10 protein-coding genes are annotated in these 15,452 nt (G+C 71.0%); all 10 read right to left on the reverse strand.

All coding sequences use genetic code 11. The annotated features are described in order from the left end of the window. Nucleotides 1–31 precede the first annotated feature (31 nt). On the reverse strand, nt 32–922 hold the full coding sequence (locus ACQBAU_RS15880; RefSeq protein ID WP_465255671.1) for an SDR family NAD(P)-dependent oxidoreductase: 891 nt from the start codon (nt 920–922) through the stop codon (nt 32–34). Nucleotides 923–974: 52 nt separating this feature from the next. Next, on the reverse strand, nt 975–2,945 hold the full coding sequence (locus ACQBAU_RS15885; protein ID WP_465255670.1) for an NHL repeat-containing protein: 1,971 nt from the start codon (nt 2,943–2,945) through the stop codon (nt 975–977). A 105-nt stretch (nt 2,946–3,050) separates the two neighbouring features. Further along, nucleotides 3,051–4,634, reverse strand: coding sequence for a flotillin family protein (locus ACQBAU_RS15890; RefSeq protein WP_465255669.1), 1,584 nt, complete (start codon nt 4,632–4,634; stop codon nt 3,051–3,053). Nucleotides 4,635–4,665: 31 nt separating this feature from the next. Continuing rightward, nucleotides 4,666–5,163, reverse strand: a complete 498-nt coding sequence (locus tag ACQBAU_RS15895) for an NfeD family protein (protein ID WP_434548092.1) — start codon at nt 5,161–5,163, stop codon at nt 4,666–4,668. Nucleotides 5,164–5,720: 557 nt separating this feature from the next. Beyond that, nucleotides 5,721–7,079, reverse strand: a complete 1,359-nt coding sequence (locus tag ACQBAU_RS15900; RefSeq protein WP_465255668.1) for an MFS transporter — start codon at nt 7,077–7,079, stop codon at nt 5,721–5,723. 43 nt (nt 7,080–7,122) lie between these two features. Next, nucleotides 7,123–8,508, reverse strand: a complete 1,386-nt coding sequence (locus tag ACQBAU_RS15905; RefSeq protein ID WP_465255667.1) for a sulfatase family protein — start codon at nt 8,506–8,508, stop codon at nt 7,123–7,125. Between the two features lie 150 nt (nt 8,509–8,658). Then, nucleotides 8,659–9,393 carry a hypothetical protein gene (locus tag ACQBAU_RS15910; protein WP_434548089.1) on the reverse strand — a complete coding sequence of 245 codons (735 nt, stop codon included), beginning with the start codon at nt 9,391–9,393 and terminating at the stop codon, nt 8,659–8,661. A gap of 353 nt (nt 9,394–9,746) precedes the next feature. Beyond that, nucleotides 9,747–10,904, reverse strand: coding sequence for a hypothetical protein (locus tag ACQBAU_RS15915; protein WP_434548088.1), 1,158 nt, complete (start codon nt 10,902–10,904; stop codon nt 9,747–9,749). Then, on the reverse strand, nt 10,901–11,941 hold the full coding sequence (locus ACQBAU_RS15920) for a hypothetical protein (protein WP_465255666.1): 1,041 nt from the start codon (nt 11,939–11,941) through the stop codon (nt 10,901–10,903). Before ACQBAU_RS15920 ends, ACQBAU_RS15915 begins: the two co-directional genes overlap by 4 nt. 33 nt (nt 11,942–11,974) lie before the next feature. Beyond that, nucleotides 11,975–15,451, reverse strand: a complete 3,477-nt coding sequence (locus tag ACQBAU_RS15925) for a GAP1-N2 domain-containing protein (RefSeq protein WP_465255665.1) — start codon at nt 15,449–15,451, stop codon at nt 11,975–11,977. Nucleotide 15,452 lies beyond the last annotated feature (1 nt).

A 15,452-nucleotide genomic window follows, 5' to 3' on the forward strand; every position in this document is an offset into this window, starting at 1 on the left:
CGGTCACCGCGCCGCGAGTCCGTACCGCTGATCAGTCGAACGGCCAGCGCACGCCGGTGCGCTGTTGGGCCAACTCCCACAGCAGTTTCCCGCTGTTCGGGTCGGCCATCACCAGCGGGACGGGCTGGGTGGCCGGTGGCCCCCACGCGTCGAACCGCGGGCCGATGAACTCGCCACCCGACAGCGACAGGTCGGTGGCGCCACGGATCAGGGCACCGGCACCGTCGTCGGGGCCGGCTGCGATCCGACGACCGATCCGGTGGAACACCCGACTGAACGGTCCCGGGTCCTCGGTGGCGAACAGGTTGGTCGACGCCCAGCCCGGGTGCACGACCACCGAGGTGAGGTGCCGGGCGGCCGCCTTCGCGCGCCGGTCCAACTCGATGCCGAACAGCCCGCACGCCAGCTTGGCCTGACCGTACGCCCGCGACGGCGTGTACGGGCCGGCCTCCCCCAACCGCGGGTCGAACGATCCGACGGCCTTGGCCATCAGGCTCGTCACCATCACCACCCGGGCGTGGTCGGACCGCAGCAGCGCTTCGGTCAGCCCGGCGGTCAGTGTGACGTGGCCCAACAGGTTGACGCCCGCGTGGGACTCGAAGCCGTCGACGGTGAACGTCCGCTCCTTGCCGAAGATCGCGCCGGCGTTGTTGACCAGGACGTCGACCCGGCGGTCGGCGTACGCGGTGACGAACGTACGGACCGACGCCTGGTCGCCCAGCTCGAGCTCGGCCACCTCGAGGTCGGCCGTCGGCACCACGGCCCGGATCCGGTCGGCCGTGGCCCGCCCCCGGCCCACGTCGCGGACCGCCAGGCACACCGTCGCCCCGGCGGCGGCCAGCACCCGGGCGGTCGCTTCACCGAGCCCGGAGCTGGCTCCGGTGACGATGGCCAAGCGGTCGTGCAGGTCGACGTTTCCCATGGGCTGAAGCGTACGAGGCGCTCCCCCGCGACGCCGGGGCGGGCCGGTGCCTTCAGGCCCGGAACGGGAACCAGGCGAGCTCCAGGCCGTACATCCCCCACGTGCCGTCACGCTCCGGCTCGAAGGCGAACCGCGGGTTGTTGTACCACCCGTTCGTCACGTCGGAGTAGAGCGCCCGGACCGAGTCGGTCGGGGTAATGTGGCTGATCTCCAGCTCCCAGTGCACCCACGTCATCAGCCGTCGCCCCTTGACATCCATGCCGCCGTACCCGCCGAGATTGGTGACCAGCTCGACCGCCTCCGTCTCCGGGTCGTACGTGATCAGGTCGCCGCGCGGACGTCGGGCCATCAGGTACAGCTTCCCGCCGCGCATGATGATCCGCTCGTACGAGGCCACGTCCGACCGGGGTTCGGCCCGCCACAGCAACTCGCGGGTGTTGAGGTCGATCGCCGCGATCTGCGCGACCGGCGCCACCGGGCCCGTACCCTCACCGTGGGTGTCGCCGGCCACGTAGGCGATGTCGCCGACGACGTGCAGGCCGCGGACCGACTGGTCGGGCAGGTAGTCGGTCCGCACCTCGACCGCGTGGTCGGCCAGGTCGACGAAGCTGACCGCCCCCTGGTTGCCGCCGATGTGCGGCCCCGACACCACCACCAGCTGGTTGCGTCGGTCGTCGTAGCTCATCAGCGCCGGCCGGTACTGGCCGGTCAGGGTGGCGACGTCGGTGCGCTCGACGGTGTGCTGGTCGAACCGGGTGATCGTGCAGCCCGGGTAGATGGCACCGTAGACGCTGCCGTCACCGACCTCGGCCAACGCCTTGATCTCACCGAAGTTGTCGACCCGGACCTTGCTCCCGGCTGCCAGGTCGTGGACCTGGCTCGCACCATGCCCCGCCACCCAGATCGTGCCGTTGCTGTGCCGGATGAGGTCCTGGGCGCGGTCGGGATAGCCGGCGTCCTCGACGGTCGAGAAGACCTCCGGCTCCTCGCCGAGGGTCATCTTCCAGAAGCGCCCGCTGTCGCCGGTGCCGACCAGCACGCCCGGTTCGTACTCGCCGAGGAAGTTGTTCTGCCCGTCGTCCTCGAGCGCCTGGCCGACCTTGACCAGCTGGTCGGCGTCGCAGCGGTAGATGTTGCCCGAGGTCCGGGCGATCGCGTACACCGCACCGTCGGCGGTGACGCACATGAAGTCGATGTAGCGGTCCTTGCTGTCCAGCAGCGGCCGCGCCACGTGTTGCGTACCGTCGGTCGGGTCGAAGGAGACCACGAACTTGCCGGTGCCGATGTACAGCAGGCCGTTCGAGTACGCCATCTTGATCGGGATCGTCCGCCCCTCGCCGAGGTAGGCGGTGATGTCACGGCCGTCGGTGCCGGTGGCGTCGAGTGCCCACTCCTTGATGCCGCCGGGAGCGTTGGCGCCGCCGTACACGTGGCTGTCGGTCACCGCGAGCGAGTTCGCGTAGCGCGACTCGGACACGACGCCGTACGTCTGCACCTCCTTGGTGGTCAGGTGCACCCGCCGGACCGTGCAGTCGGGGTAACTGCTCAGGTACAGCCAGTCACCGGCGATCGCCATGTCGTACCACCAGGCACCGGCCGGGCCGGCCTCGACCCACGCCTCGAAGGCGTGGGTCTGCGGGTCGAGCCGGAAGATCGATGCGTTGCCGGCCATCCCGACGTACGCGTACGTGCCGTCACTGGCCATCATCAGGCCGCCGGCCCCAGAGCCCGAACCGGGCACGTCGACGTCGGCCACCCACGTGACCTCGCCGGTGGTCAGGTCAGCCTCGACGATCCGCAGGTGCTCACCGTCGACCAGATAGCGGGTGGTCTGGTAGACCTTGTCGCCCACCCGGGTGGCGCCCCGCATGGCGGCGGTCAGGATCGCCGGGCCGTACGTCGTCGGCTGCACCACCGGACGGGCGGCGACCGCGGAGTCGGCGAGCCCGCCCAGGGTCAGCGCCGTACCGCCGAGGGCGGCCAGCCCGAGTACCTGGCGTCGGCTGGGTCGAAGGTCTTCCATGGCGCACCTCTTCGTGTCGGGGACGAACTGCAGGTCAGTGGACCGAACCTAAAGCCCCTTCCTGACAGTCCGCAAGCCCCTGACACCAGGTGGTGCCCGACGTGGTCAGCGCACCTCGCCCGAGAGGGGGTCCTCGTCCGCCCGGTCCTGCTGCGCCTGCCCGGTCGACGGGTCCTGCTGGGTCTGCCCGGCGGGCGGGGTACCCAGCTTGTGCTCGCCGGTGTACTTGTCGACCAGGCCCTGGATGTCGATGCCGGTGGTGTTCTTCAGCATCTCCATGGTCTGCACGACGTTGTCGGTGACCTGCTTGGGCAGCGCGCTGGCGCCGTCGGTGGAGACGACGGTCAGCTTGTCGATCGACGACATCGGGCCGGCGACCTCGCGGGCCACCTGCGGCAGCACGCCGACCAGCATCTCGAGCACGGCGGCCTCGTTGTACTTGGCGTACGCGGCGGCCTTCTTCTCCATCGCATCGGCCTCGGCCTGCCCCTTGGCCAGGATGGCGGCACCTTCGGCCTCACCCTCGGCCCGCAGGGCCTCGGCCTCGGCGACACGGCGGGCCTTCTCGGCCTCACCACGACGGGCACCCTCGATGGCCTCGGCCTCGGCCAACGCCGTACGGCGGGACTTGTCACCTTCACCGGTGAGACGGGCCTTCTCCGCCTCGGCCTGAGCGGCGGCGATGGCGGCCTGCCGGCGGGCGTCGGCCTCCTTGATCTCGGCGATCCGGCTGGCCTCGGCCTCGGTCTCCACGCGGTACCGCTCAGCGTCGGCCGGCTTGCGGACCTCGGTGTCGAGCTGGCGGTCCTTCAGGGCCGCCTGCCGTACGGCCACCTTCTCCTGCTCGGCGAGGATGGCCTGGTCGCGGTCGGCCTGGGCCAGCGGGCCGGAGGCCGCGGCGCGGGCCTGGGCGGCGTCGGTCTCGGACTTGATCTCGGCGACCTTCAGCGCGAGCTCACGGTCGGAGATCGCGATCTCCTGCTCGGCCGAGATGCGGGCCTGCTCGGCGGCCTGCCGGGCGAGCGCCTCGGCCACGGCGGCGGTCTGGCCGACGCGGGCGGCCTCGGGGCGACCGAGGTCGGAGAGGTAGGAGCCGTCGTCGGTGATGTCCTGGATCTGGAAGGTGTCGAGCACCAGGCCCTGGCCGGTGAGCGAGGCCTCCGACTCGTCGGCGACGCGCTGGGCGAAGGCGGCGCGGTCACGGATGATCTGCTCGACCGACAGCGAACCGACGATGGAGCGGAGCGAGCCGGCGAGCGTCTCCTGGGTGAAGGTCTCGATCTCGTCCTGCTGGGTGAGGAACCGCTGGGCGGCCGCACGGATCGAGTCCTCGTTGCCGCCGACCTTGACGATCGCGACGCCGTCCAGGTTGAGCTTGACGCCCTGACCGGAGACCGCACCGCGGATCTGCACCATGATGCGGCGGCTCGACAGGTCGAGGATGTGCAGTCGCTGCACGAACGGGACGACGAACACCTTGCCGCCCATCACGACCTTCTGGCCCGACAGGTCTCGCGAGACCTGGCCGGTCTCGGGGTTCTTCACCGCCTTCCCGCTGGAACCGGTGACGATGAACGCCTCGTTGGGGCCGGCGACCTTGATGCGGGAGGTGATGAGGCCGGCGATCAGCACCACCAGGACGACGATGCCGATCACGGAGATCAGCACGGGATTGAACAGGTCGAACATCAGTTCCTCACGGGTCGGAGCGGCGAGCGGGTCATGGTTCGAGGGGCGCCACCATGATCGAGGTGGCCGAGAGGACGGCTGTCACCTTGACCGGGGTGCCGGCAGACAGGGGGACGCTGGATCGGGCGTTGAGCTTGGTGATGTGGCCGGCGGCGACGAGGCTGACCTCGCCGTACCCTTCGGCCGGGATGTCGGAGATGACGGTTCCGGTGGAGTCCACGAGGGTGGCGGTGTTGACGTTGTGCTCACCGCCGGTGTTGCGCAGCTTGAGCGTGATCCAGCCGACCCCGGCGCCGACGGCGAGCCCGACCACCAGACCGACGATGATGGCGACGATCAGCTGGTCCGGCAGGGCGGAGAGGACGAGCGCGCCGGAGAAGCCGAACGCACCAAGGAATCCGGCGACCGCGGCACCGGAGAAGATGTCGCCGCCGATGCCTTCGAAGACGCCGTCGAACACGTCACCCAGCACGATGGAGGCGAGGAGGAACAGAATGCCGACGGCACCGATGATCAGGAACGCCGTCATCTCGTCAAGTCCTCCACATCACTGGTCCGGGGATCATCCTAACGTGATGAGCAGTCCAGTCCCGTCGGCGAGACCGAAACGTCACCCCACCCCGCCCGTCGAGCCAGTCGAAACGCCCGCCGAGCCTGTCGGGAGGTCGGGCCGCCCGTAAACAAGGGCGTCTGAGCGACACACGTGGACGTATGTGTCGCCGGTGTCGCCGTGGCGCCCGCCTCTACGGGCCGGAGGCGGTTCACGGTCCTCGCAGGCCGACCGAGCTGGGGCCCGGCCCGACCGCCGCGCTTGTCGAGCCCCCTGGCGCGGGGTGTTTGTTCCGAGAGGACACTTGGAGAGGCATTCCAGCAGATGCCACCTCTCCGACTGCCCGATCGGCGCGGTGCCACCTCTCCGACTGCCCGATCGGCGCGGCGCCACCTCTCCGACTGCCCGATCGGTGCGGTGTCACCTCTCCGACTGCCCGATCGGCGCGGCGCCACCTCTCCTACTGCCCCGTCGACGCAGCGCCCAAGCTCAAGGCCCTTCGCAGAGCTCAAGCCCTTGGGAGCTCAGGGCACGAGTCAGGTCTCCTCGAGACGTCGGCCACGCCATTCCGGCAGCATGATCGCCGCGACACAGGCCATGCCGAAGGCGACGGCGAGCACGATGAACACCAACGGCAGGTCTCCGACGGCGGCCAGGATCGGGACGACGATCGGGGCGATGATCGAGGCGAGTCGACCGAACGCGGAGGCCGCGCCGGAGCCGGTCCCCCGCATCGTCGTCGGGTAGATCTCCGGGGTCACCGCATACAGCGCACCCCAAGCACCGAGGTTGAAGAACGACAACAGACAGCCGGTGATGAGCACCATCGGCTCCGAGTTGGCCAGCCCGAAGCCCACCGCCGACACCGCCGAGCCGAGCAGGAAGGTGGCCAGGGTCGCTCGGCGGCCCCACTTCTCGATCAGGATGGCCGACACGATGTAGCCCGGGATCTGCGCCAGCGTGATGATCAGCGTGAACTCGAACGACCGGACCATCGGGAACCCGGCGTTGACCAACAGGGTCGGCATCCAGATGAAGGCACCGTAGTAGGCGAAGTTCACCCCGAACCAGGTGATCCACAGGGCCACGGTGCGCGGGGCGAACTCGCGGGCGAACAGGTCCCACACCGGCGGCGCAGGCACCTTGGGCGCTTCGGGCGAGTCGACCGGTTCGACACCCTGGTCGGCCTCGAACCGACGCACCACCTGCTCCGCCTCGTCGTGGCGGCCCTTGCTCTCCAGGAAACGTACCGACTCCGGCAGGCCGCGCCGGATGACGATGGCGTACACCGCAGGCAGCGCGCCGATCGCGAACGCCCACCGCCACCCGTCGTCCAGACTGGGAACGAGCAGGAAGGCGATCACCGCGGCAATCACCCAGCCGACCGCCCAGAACGCCTCCAGCAGCACGATGATGCGACCGCGGATCGAGGCCGGGGAGAACTCACTGACCAGCGTGGAGGCGACCGGCAACTCGGCGCCCAGCCCGATGCCGACCAACAGCCGCAGTCCGGCAAGGACGATCACCGCGGTCCACACGCTGATCCCGCCACCGGGGGCCGGGGTGAGCGCGGACACACCGGTCGCGATGCCGTACACCACCAGCGTCAGCGCGAACACCGTACGGCGGCCGATCCGGTCGGCCAGTGCGCCGCCGACGCCGGCGCCGAGCGCCATCCCGACGAAGCCGGCCGACGCGATCACCGACCCCTGGGTGGAGCTGAGGTCCCACTGGGCGATCAGCGCGGTCAGGATGAACGAGATCAGGCCGACGTCCATCGCGTCCAGCGCCCAGCCGACCCCGGACCCGGTGATCAACTTGAGGTGCCGACGCGAGAACGACAGTCGGTCGAGCCGTTCGGGGCGGGTCAACTCACGGGACGGCGCCTCTGTCATGGGCCGACACTATCGCCGCCGCGACGTTCCCCGCGTACGACGCTCAGCCGCTGACGCCGTCGTAGAGGGCGACCAGGTATGGATGGTCGGGATCGTGCTCGGCCAGCGGGACCGGATCGGCGACCACGCCGACCGGACGGCGCCCCTCACCGGGCGCACCGGTGTGGGCGTCTCCGCAGCGGGTCCGCACCTGCTCCACCTCGGCCAGCAGGTCGGCGACGACGGTCGGTTCGGCGGCCGCGAGGTCGGTGGTCTCGCCCGGGTCGGCGACCAGGTCGTACAGCTCCACCACCTCGCCGAGCGGTGGTTCGTGCCGCAGCACGTGAAGCTTCCAGCGTCCCTTGCGGACGGCCTCCAGCTCGTTGCGCCAGTAGTACGGCAGGACGGAGTGCGGGGAGACGGCGTGGTCGGGGTCGAGCCAGAGGTGTTGGACGTCGTGGCCGTCGCGGACGCGGTCGTCAGCGAGGGTGGCGCCGGCGATGCCGGCCAGGGTCGGCAGCAGGTCCATCGCGCTGGTGACCTCGGCGCTGGTGGTGCCGGCCGGGACCTGCCCGGGCCACCGGACGATGCACGGCACCCGGACACCGCCCTCGAAGTTGGTGCGCTTGGTGCCGCGGAGCGGGTCGTTGCTGCCGCCCTCGTCGTTGACCCGCGAGCCGTTGTCGGAGGTGAAGATCACCACGGTGTCGTCGGCCAGGCCCAACTCCTCGAGCTCTGAGAGGATCACCGAGGTGGACCAGTCGACGTACTCGACGGCCGCCCCGTACACCCCGTTGTGCGACTGGTCGACGAACCGCGGCGGGGTGATGTGCGGCAGGTGCGGGTGCAGGTGCGCCAGGTAGAGGAAGAACGGCCGGTCGCGGTGCCCGCGGAGCAGCCGTACGGCCTCGGTGGTGTAGCGCTCGGTGAGGGCCTCCATCGACGGCTGCAACTGCACCACCTCCTCGTCGACCAGCAGCGGCAACGGCACCGTCCCGGTGCGGCGACCGTCGTGGGACATCATCCCCATGTCGTTGCTGTACGGCAGTCCGAGGAAACTGTCGAAGCCGTGGCGGGTCGGCAGGAACTCCGGCTGGTCGCCGCAGTGCCACTTCCCGATCATGGCCGTCGTGTACCCGGCGTCACGCAGCACCGAGGCGATCGTCTGCTCACCGGCGGCGAGACCGTACGGCATCCCCGGCTTCAGCACCGGTACCCCGTCGAACTCGCCGAACCCGATGCGTGGTGGCAAGGAGCCGGTGAGCAGGGCGGCCCGGGACGGTGAGCAGACCGGCGAGGCGACGTAGAAGTCGGTGAGCCGGAGACCATCGGCGGCCAGGCCGTCGATCGCCGGCGTCGCGTTGCGGGTCGACCCGTAGCAGCCGAGGTCGCCGTAGCCGAGGTCGTCACAGTTGATCAAGAGGATGTTCGGTCGCCGCGCTGCGCTCATGACCCCAACCTCTCACGTCGCCATCGACGACTCCGCCCCCGCTCCTCAACTCTGCCCCCGCTGCAGTGAGGGCAGAGTTGATGAGCGGGGCCGGAGTGGAGCGAGGGGGCGGGGTGGAGCGAGGGGGCGGGGTGGAGCGACAGGGCGAGGTCATTCCCCGGCGACCTCCAGCATCCGCCGGATCATGGCGGCGAACTCCTCCGGCCGGGCCAAGTCGTTCCAGGTCCACCGTGTCACCCACCAGCCGAGCCTTCGGAGTCTGTTCTCGCGGCGCTTCTCCGCGGCGAGGACGTCGGAGAGCTGCTGACCCGGGCGGAGCAACCTGCCGTACTTCACCTCGCCGTCGAACTCCCCCAGCAACCGCTGCTGCTGCCACGCGAAATCGCCCCGCATGGTGCCGCTGCTGTCGGTCAGGGCGTACTGCAGGGTGGGCATCGGCAGTTGAGCCTCGTCCATGACGGCCCGACTGTGCGACTCACCAGCTGACTCGCTGTGGGGATCGGCGAAGTGCAGGGCCCGCCGCGCCTTGACGTTGCCCGGGCGGCGCGGGTGATCGACGAGTGCGCCCAGCATGGCCGTACGGTCGGCACCTCGGCGTACGGCGGCGTCGGCCACGGCCACCGCGTCCCGAAAGCTGAGCACCCGGCACAGGTCGACCGTGGTCCTCGACATCGTCGTGACCGCCACGCCGTCGATGAGGCACCCGTCCAAGGGGTCAGCGGTGAGATGGATCCGCACCGGGCCACGGACACGTGTCCCGCGACTGCCCTGTCTGGTCAGGTGGACCTGCTGCAGGGAACGCCGGTCAACCGGCAGGCCGTGGAGTACGGCCGCCGACTGGTGCGACACGAACGCCGGGAGGTGGAGCTGGGCCACGGTCGCCATGACCAGTTCACGGTGTTCTTCCTCGGGCAGCAGTGCTCCGCGTGGGCGGTACGCGCCGCGACGCACTCGAGTGACGTTCCCCGACCGCACCTGACGTGCAATCGCGTTGTCGTCCACACCACGCGCAAGGTACTCAGACCTGAGTCTCATCGCCCCAGTCTGTTGGAGGGGACGCCCCGCCGGAGCCCGTTGTCCACAGGTGCATGGGGCCGACCTCACCTCGGACAGCTGGGCGAGCCATGGGAGCGCTCCGGCCCACTCTGCCCCGACTGCTCAACCCTGCCCCCGCTGCAGTGGGGGCAGGGTTGAGCAGCGGGGGCAGAGTGAGCCCGAGCGCGGTCCCGCGACCGATCTCAGATGATGCCGTGCGCGTCCAGCACCCAGCGGACCGGGTCGAGGCAGCGGAAGGATGCGATGCCACGCTTGTGGATCCGCTCCCCCTCGGCGGCCTCCCCCAACGCCGACAGGGCGAAGAAGCGGTACGGGAAGGTGTTGCCGGTGTGGGGCCGGGTGATGCTGGTGACCAACGACTGCGCGCCGAGACGGGACAGCAGCGACTGGACCTCGAAGTGCAGCAGGTTGCCGTCCAGCAGGTCGTAGTGCGGGCTGCTCATCCCCGGGTCGCGCATGAACCCGGCGCCGGTGTTGGACATGATCCGGCTCCACGGACCACCCTTCACCCGTCGCAACGCCTGCATGGTGTCGAACTTCGACAGGATGATCGCGATCTTGGGTTGCCCCTGCCCGACCAACCGCAGCAGGTTCTCCAGCACGACCTGCGGATCGCCGCCCTCGTGCAACTGGGCCGACACCAGGTCGGGCAGCTGCCCGGCGATGGTCGGCACCTGGGTCGGGTCGAACATCGAGAAGATCGCGTCGGCCTGGGAGAAGAAGCCGAGGTGGGTGGCGTTGGTGACCGGCCGCTCCAGGTCCTCCCCGGCGACGTCGCGCAGCACCAGGAAGCGCCGCTTGCCGCCGAAGATGCCCAGGCTCATGATCAACGGTTCCCGTTGGTACGAGTCGCTCAGCGTCGCGACCGGGGTCGGCTGGATGATGCCGCGCTTCTCGTACAACGCCTTCTCGTACACGTTCTTGTACGTCGCCCGGCCCCGTTCGGTGGCGAAGATCATCGAGCCACCGAGCTTCTCCACAAGGCGTTCCAGCTGCTTGATCATGACGCCGACGTACACACTCTTGCCCGTGGCGCGGGCACCGGCCATCGCGATGCAGACGGCTTCACCGTCCCGCCAGCCCGGCGGCAGCTCGTAGTGGCAGGTGGCGCAGACCGGACGCATCGGCTGCCGGCACTCGGGACAGGCCAGGTTGACCGGCGGGTTCCACTCGTACTGCTCGGGCGGCCGGGTCAGCTTCACGATCCGTCGCGAGTGGGTCTGCACGCCGGTGAACCGGGTCGCGATCAGGTCAGGCCGCAGTTCGCAACCCTGGTTGACACATCGCCAGGCGTGGACGTCGGGAACGATCCCGTGGAAGCAGTGGGGGCACTTGGTCACGAGGCGGCCACCTGATCACGCAGTGGCGCCACCAACGAGGCGACGATGTCGGTGACCGCGTTCCGGTCGGAGCCGAACGTGGCCGGCTGGCTCGCACTGTCCGGCAGCCCGACCACGGTGGTGGCGAGGTGCTGGTGAAGGGCGACCTCGCGGGCCGAGTTCGGCATCACCAGCACCAGGTGGGCGCCGGGCGTCCCTGCCAGCGTCGCGGCCTCGGCCGGTGCCCCGTCGGTGATCAACCAGGTGACGGTACGCGGGCCCTCGGACTCCCCTGCCTTCCCGGTGGGGCCGGGGCGCTGCAACGCTTCGGAGGCACGGAATCCCGTCGTCAGCGGCAGGTCCGCCACGGCCTCGGTCACCGCGGCGGTGAGCCGTTCCGGTGGCGTCGTCGGCAACCAGCGGGCCCGACCGGCGACCAGGCAGGCGCGCAGGCTCTCGTCGGCAGGCCGGCCGATCACCCGGTGCACCCCGGCGAGGATGTCGACCACCTGCGCGACGGTGCCGTCGGTGAGCAGCGGCCGCATCGAGGCGGACACGTCGACCGCCACCACCGCGTCGACGGCGTACCGGCCGGTCAGCTGATCGGTCCCGAGGATCTCGCGGGCGGCGTCGCGGGCCATCGCCGCACCGGGTGGCAGCGGCGCCTCCGCGGCCGCCGGGCCGAGCACCGACACCCGGATCCGATCCCCCTCGGGGTCGAGGGTGACGATGTCGCGCCTCATCAGCCCGGACACGTCGAGCCCGTTCAGCACCCCACGGTCGGGGTCGAGGTCCTGGCGGGACTCGTACCCGACGGTCAGGTTGAGCAGCGAGCCCGGGCCGAACCGGTCGGCACCGTCGGGCAGCGCCTGCACGGTGATCGTCTGGTCGACCTGCGGGACGACCAACAGCCCTGCCGCCGGGGTGATGGACCGCACCGGGCCGTCGAGGCCGATCGCGGACAGGCGGGCACGCGCGTTGCTCGCCTGCAGCCGGATCGTCACCGGCCGGGCCGGCAGGGTGATCGACTTGCCACCCTCAAGGACGTACGTGGGCACGGGCCCTCCTCCTCGGTACCTGTCTGGTCATGGTCATTGTCCCCCGCCGAAGAAGCCGCGACGTCGGGGTTCCTCGGGGCCGAGCAACTCGTTCAACCATTCGGTGACCAGGCGACCGTCACCGCGACCGCCGGCAATACCCTGGCGGATCGCGTCCTTCAGCTCGTCGCGATTGGGGTGCTCACGCCCCTTCAACACCTTGCGGGCCGCGGCACGCAGCACCCGGGCGGTGTCGACCCGGATGTGTTCCAGCCAAGCGATGCGGGTGTCCGGCCCGGTCACCATCACCCCGAACCGGGCGTCGCTGCGGGCCAGCCGGGTGACGAACGCGGCGATGTCCATCCCGGCCACGTGCGCCGCCACCTCCTCGGCGAACCCGGTGTCGAGCCGCAACCGCTGTTCGTCGAACAGCGGCCGCAACGACTCGAGCCGCTGCTCCTGCTCGTACCCGGTGACCAGTCCCGGGTCGGCGATCGCGAGCACCACCGCAAGTTGGATGTCGCGTCCGATGTCGGGGCTGAACGGGACGGCCGGCACGAGTTGGCCGGCGGCGGCGCCGTCGATCGCGATCCCGACGGCCTCCTGCTTGTGCCCGAGCCGTGACCAGCCGGGCTGCAGCACCCGCAACGCCGCGATGGCGCCGACCGGGGTCCCGGCCATCGACGGTCCGGTCGCCTGCCAGCTCGAGCCGCTGAGCTGCTGACAGATCCGGGTCAGTTCGGGCGAGTCCGGTGCCGCCTTGAGCGTGGCCAGCCACGCCTGCGCCGGGAACCGGTCGCCGAAGGTCGACTGCAGCCGTTCCAGTTCGGTGACCGGCCACGGTTCGTCGAGGTACGGCCGGAGCTGGTCGGCACTCGCCCCTTCGGCCAGCATCACCCACAGCGCCAGTGGCCGCATCGTCGGCATGGCGGCGGCCAGCTGCGCTGCGACCTCCCCACGCAGCCGGGTCTCCTGGTCGAGCTCGACCCCGGTCGGCAGCTCGGCCGACACGCCGGTCGGGAACAGCCAGCGCAGCAGGCCGCGCGGCAGTCGCTGCCCCACCTGTCCCCCGGTCCAGGAGGTGTCGTCGTGCAGGTTGCCGAGCAGCAGGTCGCGCGGGTACTCCCCGATCGAGCCGACGGCAGCGATCACACCGTCGGTGTCGCGGGCCAATGCGGGCATCACGCTGCTGACCACGAGCTGTCGCAGCACCTGGTCGAGTTCGGGGTCACGCAGCCCGACCGCCCCGGTCAGGTCGGCCAGCCGGATCGTGGCGACCGCGACCGTCCGGGGATCGGCGGCGGCCATGTCGCGCAGGTCGGAGGCCATCGTACGGGCCCGGTCGCGCACCTCCTCGTCGTCGGCCAGGTCGATCGGCGCGGCGGGGCCACCGTCGGCAGGCACGATCTCCGGTACGGGCACCGGCTCGGCCCGGGTGAGCCACTCCAGGTCGGTGACCGCGCGTCGGACGTACAGCCGAGCGACCACCGGGTTCGGACTGGTGGCCGCGGTGATGGCGTCCGGTCGGCAGGCGTGCCACGCGTCGGCGGTGGTGCTGCCCAGGTTGGCGCTGATCAGGTGCTCGACGGTCGCGGCGAGCTGCTCGTCCTCGGCGACCGATGGTGGCGCCCCGGCGGCGAGGATGGCGGCGGCCTCGTCGAGGCCCTCGGGGAAGTCGGCCTCGGCCTGGGCGACCACCAGCGACAGCGCCCACAGCGGGTCGGCCGCCGCGGCGTCACCGACCCGTTCGACGAGTGGGTCGATCGCGCCGAGGGCCTGTTCGGCCTGCCGGCGGGTGGCGCTGACCGCCTGCACCAGTCCCGACCACGGGGTCACCTCGATCTGGTCCCCGGCGGCGGTCCGGTGGGGTCCGCCGCCGAAGTCGCCGAGCCCGACGGTCTCGGACTCGTCGATCACCACGTACCGGGCCGTCCGGTCGCGGACCACGGTCGGTCCGTCGGCGGCCGGTAAGCAGGCCAGATGCACCCCGCGGCCGAACACGCCGGCCAGGCCGGTGGCCCGTTCGAGGGTGGAGAAGAAGAAGTCGCGGGCACCGATCGGCGCCATCACGTGGCTGATCGCGGCCACCCAGGAGGCGGCCCGGTCGACGTCGGCGACCAACAGCACCACCCCGGGGCCACCGGCCATCGCGGCCCGGCAGGCGTCGAGCAGCACCGAGAAGGTGGCGATCTGCAGCTGGGTGGTGTCGGTCAGCAGGTCGACCACGCCGGCCAGGGTGATCGCCTCACCGGGTCGGGGATCGTGGCCGGGCAGGATCGCCTCCCGGACGTCGTCGGCACCGAACGGGGTCCGCCAGTCGGGGCTGCGCCACAGGTCGATCGGCCGCCAGCTCGGCGTCGGGTCGTGCCGGTCACGGTCCAGCAGCATGTGGGCGAACACGTTGCCGGGACGCCCGGAGGCGTCGGTGCCGGCCGGGGCGGTGTGCCAGATCGCGGCCCCGACCTCGCCGAGCGGCGCCCGGACCATCCGACGCGGCAGCCCGGCGATGTCCTCCGGTGTCGGAAACTTGGGCACCTCGACCCCGGTGTCGAACTGGGTCTGTACGGCGTCGCGCAGCAGTGCGGTCTCGGCCTCGTCGAGGTCGCCGACCGACTCCTTCACCTGCCAGCCGCCACGCTGGCCGGCCGGGTCGTACGAGGTGTAGGTCAGTTGCGCGAACCGGGGTGCGCCGTCGGTGACACGCCGGACGGCCGCGGTCGGTGTCGGCCGGGCGTGCCCGAAGGCCCCCGCATCCCCGAAGGCCCCCGCGTCGCCGAACGGGCTGTCCCCGTACGCGAACCCGGACTCGTCCTGCGGTTCCAGCCCGAACTGCTGGTCGCCGAACCCGCCGGTCTGGTCGCCGAATCCGCCCGTCGAGCCTGTCGAGACGCCGTACTCCTGGCCGCCGTACTCCTGACCGAGCCCGAACTCCTGGCCGCCGGCCGAGGCCGGGGCGCCGGGGAAGTTGCCGAACGGGTCGCCGCCGTACTCCGCCGGGGCGGCGTCACCGTAGGAGGCGAGCCCGAAGGTCGCGTCCTGGGCCGGCTGCTCGACCGGACCACCGGCCGGTGCCGGGTACGCGTCGTACGACGGCTCCGTGGACACCGGCGGTGGGCCGAACATCGCCTCCGGCGAGGGGGCCGGCGGTGGCTGCGCAGCCGGGCCCGGCTGTCCCGGTGTGCCCTCGTACGGCGGGTGGGGCGACTGCCCGGAGACCGGCACGGGCTGTGGCGACCCGCCGTGGTACGGCTGCTGGCCCGGGTACTGCGGCGATTGTCCTTGGTACGGCTGCGGTCCGCCGTGCGGCTGCTGACCCGGGTACGGCTGATGCCCGCCGTACGGCTGCTGCCCGTACGAGGGCTGCCCGTACGAGGGCTGCCCGTACGAGGGCTGCCCCGGGTGTGGCGGGCCCGGCTGGTACGGCTGCCCGGGCCCCGGCGGCGGGGCCGGCGGCTGGTTCGGCTGGTTCGGCTGGTTCGGCTGGTTGTCGCTCGGGGGCTGCCCGGGGTGCGGCGGCGGCTGGTTCGTCATG

The organism is Carbonicoccus niuqiaonis, assembly GCF_050157065.1.
GTDB lineage: Bacteria > Actinomycetota > Actinomycetes > Propionibacteriales > Propionibacteriaceae > Avipropionibacterium.

Bases quoted from the DNA above. Each gene is read 5' to 3' on its own strand.
- ACQBAU_RS15880 (WP_465255671.1), bottom strand. From the start codon at position 922: ATGGGAAACGTCGACCTGCACGACCGCTTGGCCATCGTCACCGGAGCC.
- ACQBAU_RS15885 (WP_465255670.1), bottom strand. From the start codon at position 2,945: ATGGAAGACCTTCGACCCAGCCGACGCCAGGTACTCGGGCTGGCCGCC.
- ACQBAU_RS15890 (WP_465255669.1), bottom strand. From the start codon at position 4,634: ATGTTCGACCTGTTCAATCCCGTGCTGATCTCCGTGATCGGCATCGTC.
- ACQBAU_RS15895 (WP_434548092.1), bottom strand. From the start codon at position 5,163: ATGACGGCGTTCCTGATCATCGGTGCCGTCGGCATTCTGTTCCTCCTC.
- ACQBAU_RS15900 (WP_465255668.1), bottom strand. From the start codon at position 7,079: ATGACAGAGGCGCCGTCCCGTGAGTTGACCCGCCCCGAACGGCTCGAC.
- ACQBAU_RS15905 (WP_465255667.1), bottom strand. From the start codon at position 8,508: ATGAGCGCAGCGCGGCGACCGAACATCCTCTTGATCAACTGTGACGAC.
- ACQBAU_RS15910 (WP_434548089.1), bottom strand. From the start codon at position 9,393: ATGGCGACCGTGGCCCAGCTCCACCTCCCGGCGTTCGTGTCGCACCAG.
- ACQBAU_RS15925 (WP_465255665.1), bottom strand. From the start codon at position 15,451: ATGACGAACCAGCCGCCGCCGCACCCCGGGCAGCCCCCGAGCGACAAC.